Origin of the sequence: Streptomyces shinuiensis, from assembly GCF_043660855.1 — a bacterium.
Taxonomy (GTDB): Bacteria; Actinomycetota; Actinomycetes; order Streptomycetales; family Streptomycetaceae; genus Streptomyces.
The window spans coordinates 15,163-34,258 of sequence record NZ_JBIHML010000006.1; the positions used below are offsets into that span (position 1 = coordinate 15,163).

The 19,096-nt window shown below is 70.3% G+C and carries 12 protein-coding genes and 2 pseudogenes; 7 read left to right on the top strand and 7 right to left on the bottom strand.

Going from position 1 to position 19,096, the window contains the following annotated elements; all coding sequences use genetic code 11:
* Window positions 1–2,431: 2,431 nt before the first annotated feature.
* Window positions 2,432–3,826 (top strand): annotated as a pseudogene (locus tag ACGRHY_RS29405) (helicase associated domain-containing protein); the annotation flags it as partial.
* 274 nt (window positions 3,827–4,100) lie between these two features.
* On the opposite strand, the gene ACGRHY_RS29410 reads toward ACGRHY_RS29405, so the two are convergent.
* Window positions 4,101–4,832 (bottom strand): restriction endonuclease, encoded by a 732-nt coding sequence (locus tag ACGRHY_RS29410; protein WP_394638709.1) that lies wholly within the window; start codon window positions 4,830–4,832, stop codon window positions 4,101–4,103.
* A 460-nt stretch (window positions 4,833–5,292) separates the two neighbouring features.
* Here ACGRHY_RS29410 and ACGRHY_RS29415 point away from each other — a divergent pair, with 460 nt between their 5' ends.
* Both ACGRHY_RS29415 and ACGRHY_RS29420 read left to right on the top strand, forming a co-directional pair.
* Window positions 5,293–5,523, top strand: coding sequence for a hypothetical protein (locus ACGRHY_RS29415; RefSeq protein ID WP_394638710.1), 231 nt, complete (start codon window positions 5,293–5,295; stop codon window positions 5,521–5,523).
* Window positions 5,524–6,111: 588 nt separating this feature from the next.
* The gene (locus ACGRHY_RS29420) at window positions 6,112–6,597 is read left to right on the top strand and encodes a hypothetical protein (RefSeq protein ID WP_394638711.1); all 486 of its coding nucleotides are present in this window, start codon (window positions 6,112–6,114) and stop codon (window positions 6,595–6,597) included.
* Here ACGRHY_RS29420 and ACGRHY_RS29425 read toward each other — a convergent pair.
* Window positions 6,512–7,447 (bottom strand): IS5 family transposase, encoded by a 936-nt coding sequence (locus tag ACGRHY_RS29425; RefSeq protein ID WP_394638712.1) that lies wholly within the window; start codon window positions 7,445–7,447, stop codon window positions 6,512–6,514. The genes ACGRHY_RS29420 and ACGRHY_RS29425 overlap by 86 nt on opposite strands.
* 763 nt (window positions 7,448–8,210) lie before the next feature.
* On the opposite strand from ACGRHY_RS29425, the gene ACGRHY_RS29430 reads away from it, so the two are divergent.
* Window positions 8,211–8,876, top strand: a complete 666-nt coding sequence (locus ACGRHY_RS29430; protein WP_394638713.1) for a hypothetical protein — start codon at window positions 8,211–8,213, stop codon at window positions 8,874–8,876.
* Window positions 8,873–9,349, top strand: a complete 477-nt coding sequence (locus tag ACGRHY_RS29435) for a hypothetical protein (RefSeq protein WP_394638714.1) — start codon at window positions 8,873–8,875, stop codon at window positions 9,347–9,349. Before ACGRHY_RS29430 ends, ACGRHY_RS29435 begins: the two co-directional genes overlap by 4 nt.
* A 33-nt stretch (window positions 9,350–9,382) precedes the next feature.
* Here ACGRHY_RS29435 and ACGRHY_RS29440 read toward each other — a convergent pair.
* Window positions 9,383–9,679, bottom strand: a pseudogene (locus ACGRHY_RS29440) (DDE-type integrase/transposase/recombinase); the annotation flags it as partial.
* Window positions 9,680–9,767: 88 nt separating this feature from the next.
* On the opposite strand from ACGRHY_RS29440, the gene ACGRHY_RS29445 reads away from it, so the two are divergent.
* Together ACGRHY_RS29445 and ACGRHY_RS29450 are read left to right on the top strand one after the other, a co-directional pair.
* The gene (locus ACGRHY_RS29445) at window positions 9,768–10,916 is read left to right on the top strand and encodes a ParA family protein (RefSeq protein ID WP_394638715.1); all 1,149 of its coding nucleotides are present in this window, start codon (window positions 9,768–9,770) and stop codon (window positions 10,914–10,916) included.
* Window positions 10,913–11,959 (top strand): ParB/RepB/Spo0J family partition protein, encoded by a 1,047-nt coding sequence (locus tag ACGRHY_RS29450; protein ID WP_394638716.1) that lies wholly within the window; start codon window positions 10,913–10,915, stop codon window positions 11,957–11,959. The genes ACGRHY_RS29445 and ACGRHY_RS29450 overlap by 4 nt, the downstream gene beginning before the upstream one ends.
* A gap of 489 nt (window positions 11,960–12,448) precedes the next feature.
* Here ACGRHY_RS29450 and ACGRHY_RS29455 read toward each other — a convergent pair whose 3' ends face one another.
* The 4 genes from ACGRHY_RS29455 to ACGRHY_RS29470 form a co-directional block, all read right to left on the bottom strand.
* Window positions 12,449–13,897: a nitrosuccinate lyase gene (locus ACGRHY_RS29455; protein ID WP_394638717.1), complete on the bottom strand. Its 1,449-nt coding sequence runs from the start codon at window positions 13,895–13,897 to the stop codon at window positions 12,449–12,451.
* Window positions 13,894–15,930, bottom strand: a complete 2,037-nt coding sequence (locus ACGRHY_RS29460; RefSeq protein WP_394638718.1) for an FAD/NAD(P)-binding protein — start codon at window positions 15,928–15,930, stop codon at window positions 13,894–13,896. Before ACGRHY_RS29460 ends, ACGRHY_RS29455 begins: the two co-directional genes overlap by 4 nt.
* 647 nt (window positions 15,931–16,577) lie before the next feature.
* Window positions 16,578–17,825, bottom strand: a complete 1,248-nt coding sequence (locus tag ACGRHY_RS29465) for a ketosynthase chain-length factor (RefSeq protein WP_394638719.1) — start codon at window positions 17,823–17,825, stop codon at window positions 16,578–16,580.
* On the bottom strand, window positions 17,822–19,087 hold the full coding sequence (locus ACGRHY_RS29470) for a beta-ketoacyl-[acyl-carrier-protein] synthase family protein (RefSeq protein WP_394638720.1): 1,266 nt from the start codon (window positions 19,085–19,087) through the stop codon (window positions 17,822–17,824). Before ACGRHY_RS29470 ends, ACGRHY_RS29465 begins: the two co-directional genes overlap by 4 nt.
* Window positions 19,088–19,096 lie beyond the last annotated feature (9 nt).

Below are 19,096 nucleotides of genomic sequence, written 5' to 3' on the forward strand. Positions count from 1 at the left end.
AGTACGCGGTGGCGGGACTGATTGCGACCCGTGACGGCTGCGCGGATGCGCAGAAGGCTGGGCGGGCGCGGCGACAACGGTTGCGACGTGCCTGCCACCGACCCTTGGCGCCGCTGGGTGAATCCAGTGGCAAGCACCGTTCCAAGGGCTGCGCGGGGCCGCCGTCGGCACTCCGGACCTGCGGTCCCTCAACGGCACCACGCCCGGTCCACTCGGGGACGTGGTGGTGCTGGTAACCCAACGGGCCGGTTCTCGCCCCGGCCCGCGACTTTCGGAAAGCAGCAGCGGCTGCACCTGGCGACGGGTAATCCTGGAGCAGTGGGCGGCGGCTCCCCCCGCGTGGGAACTGCGGACCGCCATCTCACCACCCAGACGGGGGCTGTCCAAACGTTCGGCTCTGTCTCACTTCCCGGTGGTGACGGAACCGCAAGAGTTGAGCGGCGCTGTTGAGAGAGTGCGGAGACGCCTGACTGACAGTTAGAACGGATGGAGGCACCGAGACCAATGGGCCCTGTCGCGCCATACTCTCGCGGACAGTGCCGGGCCGGTCAGCCGGTACTGAAGAACGACCGCCACGGCCGCTGACCTTTCGGATATCCTGGTCTACGAACCTGCCCAACCTTACCTGTACACTTTCCCGTCACCACCGGAAGTGAGACAGAGCGAAGACGTTTTTACAGTCCCCTCCACGGCGGTCATAGCCCAGTCCACGCCGAGCTTCCGTAGCGCGCCCCAGCTGCTCCACTGGTGAGTTCGTCGGCGCCCTTGATCCGGGTGTGTTCGATAGCCATACGCCGGAGCTTGTGGCTGGTGATCACTGGCCGTCGATGACAGAGCGCGTTCGAGGTAGTCCTCTCAGGCAACTGCTTATAATTGGTCCGCCAAAATCAGCGCTGCATATCCACTGGTGAGGGCTGGTGATTTGCCGCGTTTGGAAGGCGATCGCCTTACCGGACGCCCTTCGCGGGTAGCTTTTTGGCGGCCGGTTGCCGAGGTGGAACGCTCAAGCGGGTTTTCACGCTCAGTCTGGTCAGCCGTCTCTGGTCTGTTCTTCCGAACAGTTCCGCCCACGGCGTTTCTTCTGCCGCTTCAAGCCATCGTCCGAAGGTCGTCGCTCGTCGAAGGTCTCCGCCGGGCCTGATCTCGTCGAGGGACGGCCGGGGGGACCCATCCGCCGCGACGAGGTCGCGGAGGTACGCCCAGTGGCCGTTGCCAGTCCAAAGGGCCAGGGGCAGTTCCAGTCCTCATCGATCGCGCGGTCAGCTGCTGCGCCGCGTACGGCGGCTTCGCTCGGGGTTCTTGCCGAGGCCGCCCCTTGCGGCGGAGGTTGGCCATGTCGCTGCCCATCGGGACCTCTGCCCCGCTCGGTGGGTCGGTCCATCGCCGCGTCCTGGCTGAGGCGCGAGGGTGTTTGTGGGCGTGCGGTAGGAGGCCGCAGCCGCGGGCGATTTGGTCTTTCCCAGGCTTCCTGGCCGGGTTCCCAAGACCATTCCGGCCTCGTCGAGGAGCTGTCTTGCGGTGGGGGTACGAGTTTCTCCGGCGCGCAGCGCCTTGGCGCTGCTGGTGTGCACCCATCGCCCAAGCCGGGAACGTCTTTCGTCGTCCCGGGCTGTCGGTCTCGGTGTCGTGGGGAGACGGCGTTGACAGGCCGGTGATGTCGTTCTCCGCTCGCCAGCGGAGGCAGGGCCTGGTTAAGCCCTCGAGCCAAGACCAGGGACTGGGGGCGGATGGACGGCGGCAGCGGGTCAGGCGCGCGATGTCGGCGGGCGTCAGGGGGCTTGGGGCGTAAGTTGATCACGATGGAGGGTGACCCGATTGGGGGCGGCCTCCTGCTGCGTTCTCGCTCGTCTCCTGGCCGTCACCGCCGTTGGTTCCCGCTGCGTGGGACCGGGGCGGGGAGTGGGAGGTGTCGGCGCTCGGACTTCCGCGGGTTCAGGGCGCGGGAAGGCGAGTTGGGCGACCATGCGCTCCGAGTGCGAGCGCAGCGCCTGGAGGATGTTCCGACCAGGGGCTGGTAAGCTGGCGGAGGCGACCATGTCTATTGGGGCCTCCCCGGGCTGCAGGAAGCACTCGGGATGATGATTCCGCGCCGTCTCTCACTGTGCCGTCCGGATTCGGGGCGCATAGTGCCCGCCCTCGAATGTTCTGGTAGCTCGACTGCTCGACTCTGGGCAGTCTGCGCGAGCCGATGATGCACCACCGCCCTCCACGCCGCGCAGCCCGGTGATGTCGACACCCGACCCCGAGGAGCCCGTACCGAGGCGAAGGATACGCCCGGTGTACGCGACCGGTTTCTCCGGTGTTGAATGCCGCCTGCGAACCGGGTGGATCACCTCGGCGCCGGTGGGCGATGGGGTGGTCGGCCGCACCAGCCAGTCGCGCCCAGGGACCCGGTCCGGGGGACGTGGTCGGGTTGGTCCTCGAGCTCGTACAGCGCGGCGTGGAGGCGGTGTGCATCATCGGCTCGCGCAGCTCCCAGATCGACATCGTCCAGAACATCGGGCGGGCACTGCGCCCGAATCCGGACGGCACAGTGAAGACGGCGCGGATCATCATCCCGATCTTCCTGCAGCCCGGGGAGGACCCCAAAGACATGGTCGCCTCCGCCAGCTACCAGCCCCTGGTCGACATCCTCCAGGCGCTGCGCTCGCACTCGGAGCGCATGGTCGACCAACTCGCTTCCCGCGCCCTGACCCGCGGAACCGAGCGCCGACACCTCCACTCCCGCCCCGTCCCCGCAGCGGGAACCAACGGCGGTGACGGCCAGGAGACGAGCGAGACGCAGCAGGAGGCCGATCGGGTCACCTCCATCGTGATCAACTTCGCCCAGCCCCGCGACGCCGCCGACATCGCCGCCCTGACCCGCTGCCGCGTCATCCGCCCCCAGTCCCTGGTCTGGCTCGAGGGCTACCAGGCCCTGCTCCGCTGGCGAGCGGAGAACGACATCACCGGCCTGCACGCCGTCCCCCACGACACCGAGACCGAAGCCGGGACGACGAAGACGTTCCCGCTTGGGCGATGGGTGCACCAGCAGCGCAAGGCGCTGCGCGCCGGAGAACTCGACCCCCACCGCAAACAGCTCCTCGACGAGGCCGGAATGGTCTGGGAACCCGGCCAGGAAGCCTGGGAGACCAAACTCGCCGCGCTGCGCTCCTACCGGCACGCCCACAAACACCTCGCGCCTCGCCAGGACGCGGCGTGGACCGACCCCACCGACGGGGCAGAGGTCCCGATCGGGCAGCACATGGCCAACCTCCGCCGCAAGGGCGGCCTCGGCAAGAACCCCGAGCGAGCCGCCGTACGCGCGCAGCAGCTGACCGCGATCGATGAGGACTGGAACTGCCCCTGGCCCTTGGACTGGCAACGCCACTGGGCCGTCCTCCGCGACCTCGTCGCGGCGGATGGTCCCGGCGTCCTCGACGAGATCAGGCCCGGCGTGACCTTCGACGGCGACGACCTCGGACGATGGCTGAAGCGGCAGAAGAACGCGTGGGCGGAACTGTCGGAAGAACAGCAGAGACGGCTGACCAGACTGAGCGTGAAACCCGCTGAGCGTTCCACCCGGGCACCGGCCGCCAAAAGCACCCGGAAGGCGTCCGGTAAGGCGATCGCCTTCCAACGCGGCATCACAGCCCTCACCCAGTGGATTCAGCGCGAGGGCGACCAAAAAGCAGTGCCGAGAGGACACCTCGAACGCGTCGTCATCGACGGCCAGGAGCACCACCACAAGCTCGGCGTATGGCTATCGAACACCCGATCAAGGCGCGACAAACTCACCAGTGAGCAGCTGGGCGCGCTACGGAAGCTCGGCGTGGACTGGGCATGACCGCCGTGGAGGGACTGTAAAACGTTCGGCTCTGTCTCACTTCCGGTGGTGACGGAAAGTGACAGTAATGTTGGGCAGGTCGTAGACCAGAATCCGAAGGTCAGCGGACCGTGGCGGTCGTTCTTCGGTACCGGCTGACCGGCCCGGCACCTGTCCGCGAGAGTATGGCGCGACAGGCCCAGTGGTCTCGGTGCGCTGCCATCCGTTCGAACTGTCGAGGTCAGAGCGTCGGCCGCACTCTCTGCAAGCAGCGCCGCTCAACTCTTGCGTTCCGTCACCACCGGAAGTGAGACAGAGCCGAACGTTTGACAGACCCCCGTCTGGGTGGTGAGATGCGGTCCAGCAGTTCCCACAGCGGGCGGGAGCCGGCCGCCCACTGCTCCAGGAGTACCCGGTCGACCAGGTGCAGCCGCTGCTGCTTTCCGAAGTCGCGGGCCGGGGCGGAGAACCGGCCGTTGGTTACCAGCACCACCACGTCCCCGCAGTGGACCGGGCGTCCGGTGCCGTTGAGGACCTGCAGGTCCGGAGTGCCGACGGCGGCCCCGGCCAGGCCCTTGGAACGGTGCTTGCACTGGATCACCCAGCGCCTGCCGAACGGGTCGGTGGCCAGCACGTCGCAACCGTTGTCGCCGCGCCCGCCCAGCTTCTGCGCATCCGCGCAGCCGTCACGGCGCATCAGGTCCCGCACCGCGTACTCGAAGGCGTCGTAGTGCAGGGCGTCGAGCTGGGCCAGCCGGTAGCGCAACCCCTGGGCCCGTACCCGCTCCCACCGCGCCCGCTGGGAGCGGGTGTGCCACAGCGCACCGCCGACGCTCGCGGCCGCCGCGGCCAGGAGGGCCAGCAGCCACCAGTTCTCCAGCAGCCACCGCACCACCGCGCCGACCACCGCCAGCGCCATGGCGCCCACAGCCAGGACGGTCAGCAGATCGTTGCCCTGCTGCTGCCTTCGGCGGGCCGACCGCCGCTTGCGGGAGGAGGAGCGCCGGGCCGGGCGCCTCCCGCTCACCACCGGCTCCCCCAGACCGGCGCGGCCGGGAGAGCAGGCGGCAGGCCGATGCCGGCTGCCGTTCCCGTCTCCGCTTCGGGCACCGGGCCGGGGCACGGGCCTGCTGCCGTGCCGTCTTTGCGTTCGGCATCCCGCATCGCGGCCACCTCAACCCCCCAAGACCGTTGACGATCTCCTGCGTCAACCGACCATCGAAGCACACGCCACTGACAACACGTCAGGCTTTGGGTACCTGGTGTGACGATAACCGGTCTATCCAGGGCCGCAGCCCTCCAGGCTGACCAGAGGCACCGCCGGCAGGGACTCCGCGCCTCGCACCCCGTAGCTTCTGGTGCCCACGTGTTCCGGCCAGGAGAACGCTTTACCGCCAAGCACCCGCAAACACCGGACAGCGCCCACCGGCCCCGGCTACACAAGAGAGCTGGGGCGAGCCTCGCTACCCCGTCAGCACGAAGCGGCCATGAGCTGGGAGGTTGGGCAGTTGGTGACGATCAACGTGGCGGTCCTGCTCGCGGTCATCGTCTTCATACGGCTGCGCCGCCGCACCGAGGCCAGGAGTCGGTTCGACGAGAAGCTGACCGTCGCCATCGTCCTGGCGCTGGGCGTCCTGCTGGCCCCTACCCCGGTCGGGCAGAGCATCATGGACACCCTGTCCCAGCTGGTGAACGGCATCTCACAAGCCGACCTGTGAGCGTCAGCCTCTGAGAAGCTGTTGTCTTTCCGAACCTGACCGTCTCGTTTTCGCTGGTCAAGCATGGATCTGATGTCTCGACGGCAGTGATGACACACCGTGTCGTCTTCTCGGTGGAGGTGTCGGGTGCCGTCGGTGACGGGGCTGCTGGAGGAGAACGGGTGAAGGCGCTGCAGGCCGAGCTGCGGGATGCGGAGGCGGTGCTGGAGCGTCGGCTGGTGGCGTCGGGGTGGAGTGCTGGGCTGACCCTTGTAGGAGCATCAAGGGCCACCGAGGTGCCGACCCCGCCATGCGGGTTCCCTACGGGGGCGCCGGCAGACGACTCCCAACCTTGTTCTGAAACGATCAGTTACTCCCTTACATGCCTCAACCGGAGAACAGCACCTCAGAGCTGGGACAGGCGTACGACGGCGTACGGAGGCCGCAGCAGCTGCGCGGCCGCCAGGCCGTGCAGCGGAGCCCACTACTGGCATGAGAGGGCTTCTCGAAACCGAGTGTGGGGGCTGGGTTTGTGCTGGTGAGGCATGGTGTCGGGGCGGGGGAGGTAGGTCCGGTGCGTCCGTGGAGATGGCGTGCTGGAGGTGTGTGATGGTGTCGGTGCTGGGGCGGCTGGAGGAGCGGGAGCGGGCGGCCCGGAAGCGGGTGGAGGAGTTGCAGGCCGAGTTGGAGGCGGCGCAGTCGGAGTGGGACGAGTGGCTGATCGCCCGCAGGCGGGTCGGTGAGGTGTGGGACGCGGGTGAGAGTGCAGGCCAGGAGACTGTGGCGGGGAACAAGGCCGGAACGCCGTCGGCGGCGCGGCCCGGGTCGGTGGTTCCCATCTGGCGGGAGGGGCTGTCGGTCGAGGTGCTGGCGCCGGAGTATCAGCAGGTCATGGGCCTGCTGGTCGAACGCCGCGCCGCCGGTGGCCAGCCGCTGAACTGCCGTGAGATCACTGCCCTGGCGGGGCTGGAGGTGGTTCCGGCGAAGATTGAGGGTGTGCGGTGCAAGCTCAAGCGGCTCGTTGCGCGGGGATGGGCGCACGAGCCGGTGCCGGGCCGGTTCGCCTGCGGCGACGGCCGAGACGGCGGGTCATGACCATGGTCATCGACCACAGGATCATCGCCTCCGAGGACGTGGGCAGCCGCTCGTAGTCACGGGCGAGGCGCCGGGATCGGGTGAGCCAGGCGAACGTCCGCTCGACGAGCCACCGTTTGGGCAGCACGACGAAGCCTGCCTGGCTGTCGCTGCGGCGGATGACGGTCAGCATCAGGTTCAGGGCGGTCGCGCACCAGCTCACCAGCATGCCGGTGTATCCGCTGTCCGCCCATACCCGCCCAAGGCGGTGATGCCGCCGTGCGGCCTGGGTCAGGAGGTCCTGGGCGGCGTGGCGGTCGCCCGTCGAGGCGGGGGTGACCATGACCGCCAGGATCAGGCCGAGGGTGTCCACCACGATGTGCCGCTTGCGCCCTTTGATTTTCTTCCCGCCGTCATAGCCGCTGGTCGCGGCCCCGACCGTGGACGTGCCTTTCGCGGACTGCGAGTCGATCGCCCCGGCCGTCGGCTCCGCATCCCGGCCCTGCGCTTGGCGGGTCGCGGCGCGGAGCCGGTCGTGGAACTCGCCGATCAGCCCCTGCCCGCGCCAGCGGGTGAAGAACCGGTGCACCGCCTTCCACGGCGGGTAATCGGCGGGCAGCGCGGGCCACTTCACGCCGTTGTCGACCACGTACCTGATCGCATCGAGTATGTCCCGGTGGCAGTACTCCTCCGGCCGGCCGCCCCGGCCCTCGGCCCACGCGGGCTTCGGGATCATGTCGCGGACCGCGGCCCACTCCGCGTCCCTCATGTCGGTCGGATAGCAGTGCCCGCCGGACGGATTGTCCGCGGCGTTGCCGTACGTGTGGGCGAAGCAGTCACACGTACGCGTGTCCGGAATGGACTCCTTCACAGCAGACCGATACAACTGCGGCAACAGGGCCTCCCGGTGAGCAGTGGCGTAGACACCCTCTGTGCTACCGAGAGGCCCTGCCTTCATGCCCCCGCGCGGCCACCATCACCCGAACAGCACACCCGTACGGAACCCCCAGCCCCACACTCGGTTTCGAGAAACTCTCTGAGCCACTTCATCCGTTTGTCCGTCACGGTCGGTACCACCCGAGACTCAGCACCGCTGGTGCCGCCTACGGTCCGCAGCTGATGTGTAGAGCCGCACGCGAAGCGAGGTACGCCACCCCCTCGCTCAGATCGTGCTGAGGGCTCGGGCCGGTGCTGAAGGGCAAGAACCACCGCGTGTCGGTGGTTGCTGTGGTGAGCTGCTTGGTGTATCACGCGCGCGCGCACGCTCTAGATGGTTAAGAGGCGCACATCTTCGCAGGTCAGAGGCGTAGGTGGAGGGCTGTTTTATCACCCGGGGGTGATAAAACGAGGCCTCGATTATCACCCGGGGGTTATAGAACCAGGCAGTTTTGTGCACCTGGGGTACATTCTGCGAGCGAAGGCAGCTACGGTCGGCGCGGCGATTGTGCACCTGGGGTACATCCGGGCTGCTATACATGAGCGGAGCGCGAGGCGCAAGGGGGTTTGGTTTATCACCAGGGGGTGATAACGACACGCGGAAAGTGCATCTGGGGAACATGAAAGTGCACCCGGGGGACAATCCCGTATGCTGCCGCTGCCGGGTTCAACCGACGCGTGAGGAGCCACCCCCCGCGATGACTGCACAGCCGAAGAAGCAGCCGCGACGGCGGCCAGCACCGTCCGCGCTTCCGCCACCTCCGCCCAGCGCCTTCCGGCAGCCCGGCGCGCTGCGGCGCGCGAACGTCGTGAACCTCCCCGACGGGTACCGGGCCGCGGTCGAGCCGCCGGTCACCAGCGACGGGTTTCTCGATGGCGACTTCGTGATGGACAGTCAGGTCTTCCTGTGCTGGCTGGCGGACTACTACCGGGACGACATCGTCTCCCTGCGGCTGGTTGTCCGGATGATGGGGATGCAGAAGCCTGGCGGGGCCGTTCAGGCCACTCAGGTTCGTCTCGCCGAGCTGCTGGGCGTGCGGCAGTCGCAGATCTCCCGCTCGTTGAAGGAGGCCGGGCGGATCGGACTGGTGGCCCGGGTCAAGCCCGGGGTGTACCAGTTGCACCCGCGGTTGTCGCTCAAGGGCGGCCGGGTGCCGGTCGAGCCTGAGCCGGGTATGAAGACACAAGGCACAATGAAGGTCGACCAGTTGGCGCTCCTGGACGACATCGCGGACAACCCGAACCTGCCTGAGGTGTTCCGGGAGCTGCGGGAGCTTCCCGACCCGGCAGAGAAGCCGCCTCGGGAGGACAAAGTCCGCGCTCAGACCCGCCGGGCGCGCAAGACGAAGGATGGGACGTCATGACGATCGCCGTGGAGCCTTCGGCCCCTGAGTACGTCTGGACGGCCAACAACGCTCTGGTCTTCACTCCGCGCGGGATGTCGCCGGCCGCCTACCCGGTGCTGCTGCACCTGCTGGGTCGCCAGGAGCCGGGGGGGCGCTGCCTGGTCACTCACGGCACGATCGCTGAGGAACTCGGCATCACCCGGCCCAAGGTCACCCGGGCCCTGCAGCATCTGACGTTCGCCCGGATGGTGTGGAAGGAAGGCAACGGCGCCTACCGGCTCAGCCCTCTCATCGCCGGTTTCCGCACGCCCGCCGAGCAGCTCCAGGCGATTGCGGCGTTGGACGACGGCGACCGCTTCGACCGCCCCGACTTCCAGGAGCGGTACGAGGAGCAGATCGCCCAGTACGAGAGGGAGAAGCAGCGGAGGGCTGCTCAGCGGCAGAGGGCGCTTGAGCCTCCCATCGACCTCGCTGCCCGCCGCAAACGCTGATCGACGGAGCCGACCAAGGGGGATGCCGGCCCGGGAAAGGTGGGCGGCCGGGGCGAACGATGTGTACCGGCTTCCGGCATCCGAGTGAGGCACCAGCTCGCCGGGCCGGATCGGGCTGCCGGTGCGGTCGCGCTGCCACAGGGCCATCTCCAGCGCGGACAGAACCAGTTCGGCCTGGCTGGTCGACGCCGCGGGCCAGCCGACGATCCGGCGGGAGAAGGTGTCGACGACGAACGCGACGTAGATGGTGCCGGCCCAGGCCGCGACATGAGTGAAGTCCGCGACCCAGCAGCGGTCCGGTGCCCGCACCGACTGCCGGTCGGCGACCACTATTACGTCGTAATGAGGAACAGCTCCAGAGGGTGAAACATGGCCCCTGATGCTCCTCAACCAACCACCACGTCAGTATGGTGACGTCATGGCATCTCCGTACCTCGACGGTAGCCGGGAAAAGGTAGCGTCCAAGCTCCCGGCCGGCCTCCGTCAAGAACTCAAGGTCCGCACGGCCGAGCACGGCATCGACATCCAGGACGCGGTCAGCGAAGGCATCCACGCCTGGCGCGCGGGCAGCGGCCCCTGCCCGGCCGTTGACACCGCCGGCGCCGAGTCCTTCTCCACCTGGCTTCCTGTCGGTCTGTACGACCAGTTCAAGGCAGACTGCACCACCCGCGGCGTCTCCTACACCCAGGGCCTGGCCCAGTCGGTGCGTCTCTGGCTGGACACTCACCCCTCTCCGGGGCAGCAACCTCACACCGGGCCGCAGCGGAAGGTCGTCTGTAATCAGAAGGGCGGGGTGGGCAAGACCGCCATCGCTGCCGGCGTTGCCCAGGCGTATGCCGAAGCGGGCAAGCGAGTTCTCCTGGTCGACTACGACCCTCAGGGGCACCTGAGTGAGCAGCTCGGCATTGCCCAGATCCCTCCGGGCGAGGACAGCCTGGTGGCCCATATGTGTGCTGAGGGCAAGGCGGATCTGCGTGATCTGCTGGTCACGTTCGAGGATGACCGGTTCGGCAAGCGGCTCCAGATACTGCCCGCGTGTTTCGACGGTTTCCTCCTGGATGCGAAGATCGCCACCAACACCCGCATCCGTCGGCGGGAGACCACGCTTGAACGGGCTCTGGAGCCGCTGGAGGCGGACTTCGACATCGTCGTCATCGACTGTCCGCCGTCGCTGGGGATCGCGATGGACGCCGCCATCTACTACGGGCGGCGCCGTGACGGAGAACCCGTGGGCACCTCCGGCGTCATCATCCCCGTCCTCGCCGAGGATTCTTCCGCCACCGCCTACGCGATGCTCACCGACCAGATCGAGTCGCTGAAGGAGGATCTCGAACTGGAGCTGGACTACCTCGGTCTGGTGGTGAACCTGTACGACTCCAGGCGAGGGTTCGTCGCCACGTCCAGCCTCCAGCAGTGGAGGTCTCTGGGAGATCCGCCGGTGCTGGCGGTCATCGGTGATCTGAAGGAGCAGCGTGAGGCGGTCCGCATGGGCAAGCCGCTGCTGAGCTATGCGCCTCGCTGTGACCAGGCTGAGGCGATGCGGCAGATCGCGGGGTCCGCGTCGTGAGTGGCAAGGCTGATCTGCTGGGGGCTTCGTCGGCATTCGGCCGTGCCGGAACGGCCCGCAGTGCCCGCGGGCGGGTTGCGGAGAAGGTTCTGGGCGGCAGTGACGACGGGCCGACCCGGCTGGCCCTGCATCTGCTGAGCCATAATCCGGACAACCCTCGCGACTCACTGCCGGATGTCACCGACCTTGCCGCGTCGCTGCGGGACCACGGGCAGAAGTCCGCGGTGACGATCATGTCCCGTGAGGCGTACCTGGCGGCCAATCCCGGCCGGGAGGACGAACTCGAGCCGCGGGCCGCCTACGTCGTCATCGACGGCAACTGCCGCCTGGCTGCTGCCCGGCAGGCCGGCCTCTCATCACTGCGGGTCATGATGGACGAGTCCCTCGGTGGCGACCCGGACGAGCTGCTGGAGTCCGCTCTGGTGGCCAACATCCACCGCCAGGACCTCGACCCGCTGGACGAAGCCCGGGCGCTGAAGAAGCTGCTGGAGGTCCACGGCACCCAGGACAAGCTCGCCAAGCGGCTCCACCGGTCCCAGGGCTGGGTCTCCCAACGCCTGGCACTGCTGTCCCTGACTCCTGAACTGCAGAGGCGTCTGGAGAGCGGTGCGGAGCCGGTGGACCTGCTGCGTGCGGTGGGGAAGAAGCCACCCGAGCGGCAGGAGCGTGAACTGGCGCGGCTGAAGGAGGAGCGGACCCGCAAGCAGGCCGCCAAGGGCGCCGCGAAGAAGCAGGCGCCCCCGCCGGTGGAGGAGTCTCATTACGACGTAATAGAGGGGGCCGGCCCCGCTGCAGCGGCAACGGATCCGGACCAACCCGCTCGGGACATCGCTGAGCCCGACAGCGGCAGCGCCCCGGCTGTTCCCGTACAGCCCGCGGCGTTCTCGGCCCCTGATGTCCGGCCGTCCCGGCCCGCCGCTGTCCGGATGCCGTGGGACAGTCCTGGCGAGGTGTGCTTGATCCTCCGGGACAACATGGCGCCGGAGAAGCTGGGGAAGCTCATCGAGCTGCTTCAGCAGCCCGCGGAGGAAGACGACGACTGACCTGGGTCGCCGTATGTGAGGGCTCTGCACCATGGACGGCGCAGAGCCCTCTGCTCGGCTGCCCGGGCAAGGGCTTCCCGGATGCGGCCTGCCTTCACCACCCGCGGTGCAACGGGGAAGGCGGGCGGACGCGGCCGCGTCGTACCGGTGACGGCCCGAGGCGACGATCCGGCAGGTAGCCGCCGCCGGTCTGGGGGCAGCCCCGAGACCCTGCGGAACCGGGTGAGGGCAGCCGGAGCGAGTCGCCCCCGGAGACGCCGGGCGTCCGGGGTACAGGTCAGCGTTCGCGGCGGACGGCGAGACCGGTGGGAGGCTGGTCCTGTCGTTCGTGGGCGCGCCGAGGTGTGTCCGTGTCATGCCGATGCCGTCGTGGAGGTACCCGGTGCGGCCGTCCCCGGCCGGTGGGCTCGCCTGCCGGGGACGGCTCGGCCGTCGGGCGGACTGTTCGCAGCGCGCCAGCCGTACCGCCATGACCGGGGCGGAGCTGTTTCACCGTGCGGTCCCCGCGGCCTCCGGTGGGTCGAAGGGCCGGGTCAGCGCTTGGTCGACCAGGGGTCCGGCCGCGCCGGTGTATCCGGCCGGGTCCAGCAGCTCGACCAGCTCGTCCTTGGTGAACGCGGCCTTCAGCGAGGGGAGTTCGGCCAGGACGTCGGCCAGCGGCCGGGAGGCCGCCGCCGCCTGCTGGGACGCCCGGGTCAGCAGTTCCCTGGCCTCCGCCGTACCCAGGCGGGGTGCGAGTACCGCGCTGAGGCGCTCGGAGACGATCTGCCCGCCGGTCGCCCCGAGGTTGGCGCGCATGCGTTCGGGGTGGACTACGAGCCCTCGGGCCATCTCGACGGTGGTGTGCGCGGCACCGCCGGCCAGCCGCAGGCAGTCGCGCAGCGGCTGCCACTCGGCGTGCCACACACCTGCCGCGCGTTCGTCCTCGGTGACCAGGCACTGGGTCAGGATGGAGGCGAGGGCGGGCACTTGCAGCGCGGCCGAGCGGACCAGCGTGGCGAGGACGGGGTTGCGCTTGTGCGGCATCGCCGACGACGCGCCCCGGCCCGCCGCCGCGGGCTCGGCCACCTCACCGACCTCGGTACGGGTCAGTACCTGCACGTCCGCGGCGATCTTGCCGAGGGCCCCGGTGGTGTGGGCGAGGGCCGCGCCGAGGTCGGCGAGGGGGGTGCGCAGCGCGTGCCAGGGCAGGGTGGGGACGGCCAGGCCGGTCTCGTCCGCGAAAGCGCCGGTCAGGTCGTCCAGGACGCTTTCGCGGGTGCTGCCCGGTCCCGCGTGCTGGAGGTAGCCCGCCAGTGTTCCTGCCGCACCGCCCAGGGAGACGGGCAGCCCGTGTTCCGCGACGTGCCGCAGCCGCTCGGCCGCGTCCAGGACCAGGTGCCGCCAGCCGGCCGCCTTGAGCCCGAATGTGGTGGGCACGGCGTGGAGGGTGAGGGTGCGGCCCGCCATCACGGTGTCGCGGTGCCCGGCGGCGAGGACGGCCAGTGCCTCGGCCACGTCCCGCAGGTCGGCCACGATCAGCCGCAGTGACCGGGCGGCCACCAGCATCGCGCCGGTGTCGAAGACGTCCTGACTGGTGGAGCCCCGGTGTACGTACTCGGCGGCCTCGGGCGAGCGGGCGGCCACCACCGCCCGCAGTTCTCCGACCAGGCCGACCACCGGGTTCGCGGTCCGGCGTGCGGCCAGCGCCAGTTCGCGCGGGTCGAGGTTCTCCGCGCGTGCCGCGGCCGTGATCGTCTCGGCCGCGGCCTGGGGAATCGTTCCGCAGCGCGCCTGGGCGCGGGCCAGGGCCGCCTCCGCGTCCAGCATCGCCTGCAGCCAGGCGGTGTCGCTCACCGCCGCCTCGACGGGGGTGCCTGCCCAGACCGGGCAGAGCAGCCCGGTTTCCGGGAAGCCGGAGTGCGCCCCACCGGACGGTGGGTTCTGTGTCGTCGTCATGCGGTGATCCTTGCACTGGTGGTGGTCCTGGAGGCGGCCGCGAGGGACCGGGCCTTCGCGGCCGTTTGCGGCGGGGAGACGACCGGCAGGGCGGGGAGGGCGAGGACGGCCGCTGCGATGGCGTCGGAGTCCTCCAGCGTGACCGAGCCGACGCCGGGTCTGATCCCCGCCGCGGTCGCCCAGTGCACCGACTCGGTGGGAACGCCGTGGGCGAAGCGCCGCGGATGTGCCGCGCCGTGGGCGTCCACCAGGTGGTAGGGCCGCGCGGAGACGGCCAGGCCTCCGGTCTCGTATTCCTCTGCGTCGCTGCCGGGGATGCGGTAGGGGCGGCACTGCCCGGTGCGCAGCAACTGGTTCATCAGCGGATCCGCGGTGCGGCGCAGATCGTTCCCGGGCAGTCGGCACTCGATCAGCGTGGTGGCCCGTATCCGCACGCCGGGGATCTGGCTCGACGTCGCGGTGAAACGGGGGCCTTCCGGGGCGAGGACGCCGGCGGTCACGCGCATGCCGGGGCCCGTGGCGTCCAGGACTCCCGCGTCCATGAGCGCGGCCATCTCCTCGACACGCGAGGCGGGCGGTCCTATCGACAGGTAGGCGTTGAGCGGTGTGTACCACCGGTCCAGTTCGTCGCGGTGCGAGGCGGCGTCGAGGCCGGCGTGGTCGACGGCGAGCCGCACCTCGTTGCGCAGGTCGCGCAGTACGTCCAGAGCCGCCTTGAGCGGGCCGCTGACGTTGCCGCGGCGGGCCTCGCGCACATCGTCGTCCAGGTGTCCGCGCAGCCATTCGCGGAACGAGGGCAGGTCGGTGAAGGCGCGGCTGCCGTAGGGGCGGGCGATGCGTTCCCAGTCCCAGCGGTCGTTCGGGGCGATGCCCGCGTCCCGCAGGAGAAGGTCCTCCCGCGGGCCCGGTGCGGCGCGCAGGTACCGGGCGGCGAACCGGGCCACCCGGTCCGGATCGTCGCCGCGTGCGGTCAGTACGGCCTCGTAGTAGACGCACTGCACCTCCCGCGCGATCAGCGGCCACAGATCGTCGCCGAAACGCAGCCGTCGCGTCCCGGTGGCGGACGCACGCAGTGCGGCGATGTGCTCGGCCGTCAGCAGCCGGGGGGTGTAGCGGCCGTGGGCGCCCTTCTCGTTCTCGCCGCGCGCGTGGTAGGGCACGCCGCGCCGCGATCCGGCGTACAGGCGTGGCTCGCGGCCCGAGGGTCGGTAGACGAGCCGGCCGCCCCGGCGTTCGAAGGCACCGCCCCGGCCGTACGTGAACAACGCCATGTAGTCGAAGAAGTTCAGGCCCAGACCGCGCAGCAGCACCTGCTCGCCCGGCGCGACGGACGACAGGTCGACGTCCGCCGGGTTGGCCGGGGGCTGGTAGGTGAGGCCGTGCCGGCCGGCGAAGTCGGCCAGTTCCCGTTCGGCCGCGGCGAGCCGGGCCGGCACGTGCCCCTGGGACAGGACCACCGCGCTGAGTCCGGCCAGCCGGGTGCCGTTCTCCAGTACCACCGTCTGCAGGCCCCTGCCGCCCGTTCCGGTGTCCTCGCCGTCCTCCAGGGCCACCGCCCGCACGGGATGCACACGCACCTCCATGTGTGCGGGCGCGTCCGCGGTGATCCGCTGGAACGCCCACCTCAGGTACTGGCCGTACAGGGCGCGGGTGGGGTACGTGTCCGGCCCCACGTCCCGTGCCTCGGCGAGGATCTTGTCGTCGTAGGCCAGGTGGGGGCCGGGGATGAGCACGCCGGACCCCACGGCCCTGGCCCACTGGTACAGGCTCGGCCCCTCTTCCAGCGGCCCGTCGATGTTGACGCTGGCGTCGGTGTACACCGTGGCCTGTGAGGCGACGGTGTTCATCAGCAGGTGCCGGGACTGCGAGGGCCGCCACACCCCGCCCGCGCCTGCGGGGGCGGGGTCGGCGATGTGCACGGTGATCGCGTCCCAGCGCGGGGATCTGCGTTCACGTGCGCAGAGCCGTTCCAGCACCGACAGGCCTCGCGGCCCGGCACCGACGAGGCAGATGGCCGTGTGCCCGCTGCTCACCGGGGCTTTCCACCCGGCTCGGCTGCTTGTCATCGGCGGCCCTGTGCGGAACCCGGAGAACCGGCACGATCGCTTTCGTGTGTACCGTTCACAACGCTTCCTCCCAGCAGCCACCGTCGGCCGAGGCACTCAACCGGTGCTCGCGTCCTGCTGGAAACAGGACGCGAGCACCGGCTGGCGGCCTCCGGTCCGGGCCGCACCGGACTCTTCGCAGGGCGTACCGGGGCTCCGGACGGGGCGTGTCCTGCCCCGCCGGCGCTCGTGCCATGGGGAGCGCACGGTCGGGCCGGCCAGGGCGCGGTGGGGTGGCGGCCGGATGTGCTCTCCGTGAGCGCGGGACCTCACCTTGCGGCTACGGGGCCCGATCGGGCTCTGCCGTCCGTTCGCGGGGTCACAGGTGGTCAGCGGTTGCGGGCGCTTGCCGGGGGGGCTTCGAGCACGGCCCGGAAACCGGACCGTCCGTTCGGTCCGGGGGACCGAACGGACGGAAAAAGGGGAAGGCCCGGCGTGATGTCAGGGCGATCTCGCCACGTGTGTCGCCCGTCGGTGACACACGTGCGGGGGGAGAGCCGGCCACGCGGCGGCGGGAGAGGTCACCGCGTGCTTCTCCCACACCCCGGGTCCCCGGCGGACGGACCCGGGCTGGATCATCCCGCGCTCAGTACGGCGGCCGAGTTGAAACCGCCCCGGCCGCGGGCCAGGACGAGGGCGTGGCGGAGGGGGGTCTCGCGGGGTGTGGTGACGAGATCGACAGGGCAGTCGGCGGCGGGCTCGGCGGTCCCGGTGGTCGGCGGGATGACCTGGTCGCGCAGGGACAGCAGGGCGGCGGCCACGTCGAGGGAGGCCCCGCCGGCGAGCAGCCGTCCGGTCATCGACTTCGGCGCGGTCACCGGGACGCCGCGCGGCCCGAACAGGGCGGCGAGCGCCTCTGCCTCGGCGCGGTCGGCGGCGCGGTCACCGGCCGCGTCGGCGAACACCACGCCGATCTCGTCGGGGCGCACCCCGGCGTCGGCGAGGGCCAGCCGGGCGGCGTCGCCCAGGCGCGGGGTGCCGGGACCGTCGAAGGTGGCCGCGTATCCGGCGAACGCACCGTACGCGCGGGCGGCGCGCTCGCGGGCCGCGTCGGCGTTCTCCAGGACGAACAGGGCGCCGCCCTCGCCGACCACGTGGCCGCAGGCCGCGGCGTCGAAGGGCAGGTAGGCGCGGGCGGGGTCGGTGACCCGGCTCAGCTCGTCCGTGACAAGGTGGGCAGCCCAGCCCCACGGACACAGCGCCGAGTCGACGCCGCCGGTGATCATCAAAGGGGTGCCCTTGCGGATCTGTCGCCGGGCCTGGGCCACCGCGTCCAGGCCTCCGGCCTGCTCGGTGACGATGACGCCGCTGGAACCGCGCAGCCCGTGCCGGATGGAGATCTGGCCGGTGTTCACTGCGTAGAACCAGGCGAAGGACTGGTAGGCGCTGACGTGCTGCCCGCCCTTGGACCACAGTGCCTGCAGCTCGCGCTGCCCGAACTCGAAGCCGCCCGCGGAGGAGGCGGTGACCACGCCGGCGCCGTACTCGGGCAGCGCGGCGGGATCGGTGCCGGAGTCGTCGAGGGTCTCCTTGGCCGCGGCCAGCGACAGCCGGGTGACCCGGTCGGTCTGCGGCAGCAGCCGGCCGGACAGGTGGTCCTCGTCGACGAAGCCGGGGACCTCGCCGGCGATGCGCACCGGGTAGCGGGAGGCGTCGAAGCGGGTCACCGGGCGGATGCCGCTCTCGCCGCGCAGGGTCGCCGCCCACCACGCCTCGGTGCCCAGCCCGTTGGGAGCGGCGACCCCGATACCGGTGACGACGGGAGCGGCGGTGGCGGGGGCGCCCGGCCGGACGGCGAAACGGTCGGTTGTGGCTGTGGTCATGCCGTCTCCTGAAGTCGCGGCCGGGTCAGGACCATGGCGCTCTGGAAGCCGCCGAAGCCGCTGCCGACGCTCAGCACGGTGTCCGTGCGCTGCTCGCGCGCTGTGAGCGGGGTGTAGTCGAGGTCGCAGGCCGGGTCGGCCTCGTGCAGGTTCGCCGTCGGCGGCACGACGTCGTGCTCGATGGCCAGGGCGCAGGCGGCCACCTCCAGCGAGCCGATCGCGCCGAGCGAGTGGCCGATCATGGACTTGATGGAGCTGACGGGTACCCGGTAGGCGTGTTCGCCGAGGCTGCGCTTGAACGCGGCGGTCTCGTGCCGGTCGTTCTGCTTGGTGCCGGAGCCGTGGGCGTTGATGTAGTCGACGGCGGTGGCGTCCAGGCGGGCCTCGTCGAGCGCCGCGCGGATCGCCTCGGCCATCTCCACGCCGTCGGACCTCAGACCGGTCATGTGGTAGGCGTTGCTGCGCCCGGCGAACCCGGCGATCTCCGCGTAGACGTGGGCGCCGCGTCGGCGGGCGTGTTCGAACTCCTCCAGGACCAGGACGGCCGAACCCTCGCCGAGCACGAAGCCGTTGCGGGAGCGGTCGAAGGGACGGGAGGCGGTCTCCGGCTCGTCGTTGCGCGGGCTGGTGGCCTTGATGGCGTCGAAACAGGCCACGGTGATCGGGGAGATCGGCGCCTCGGTCGCGCCGGTCACCATCACGTCGGCGCTGCCCTCGTGGATCAGTTCGACGGCGTGCCCGATGGAGTCCAGGCCCGAGGTGCAGCCGGTGGAGACCAGTGAGACCGGTCCCTGGGCACCCACCTCGCGGGCCACCTCGGCGGCCATGGAGCTGGGCACGAAGTAGTCGAAGAGGTGGGCGACCGCGCGGGTGTGGTCGACCTCCCAGGTGCTGCCGCTCTCGCTGACCACGCTGTACTCGTGATCGAGGCCGGTGGTGCAGCCGACGGCGCTGCCGAGGGTGACGCCGGTGCGCACCGGGTCGAGCGCGCCGGTCAGGCCGCTGTCCTCGACTGCTTCCCGGGCGCTGACGAGGGCGAACTGTACGGCGCGGTCGAGGCGGGCGGCCTCGGCGGGACCGAATCCGTGTGCGGCCGGATCGAAATCCGCCTCGGCTGCGATGCGCGAGCGGAACGGGGACGCGTCGAACAGGGTGATGCCGCGTGTGGCGGTGCGGCCCGCGGTCAGTGTGTCCCAGAACGCCCGGGTGCCCACGCCGCCCGGGGCCACGACCCCGATGCCGGTGATGACGACCCGCCTCATCGGTTGTCC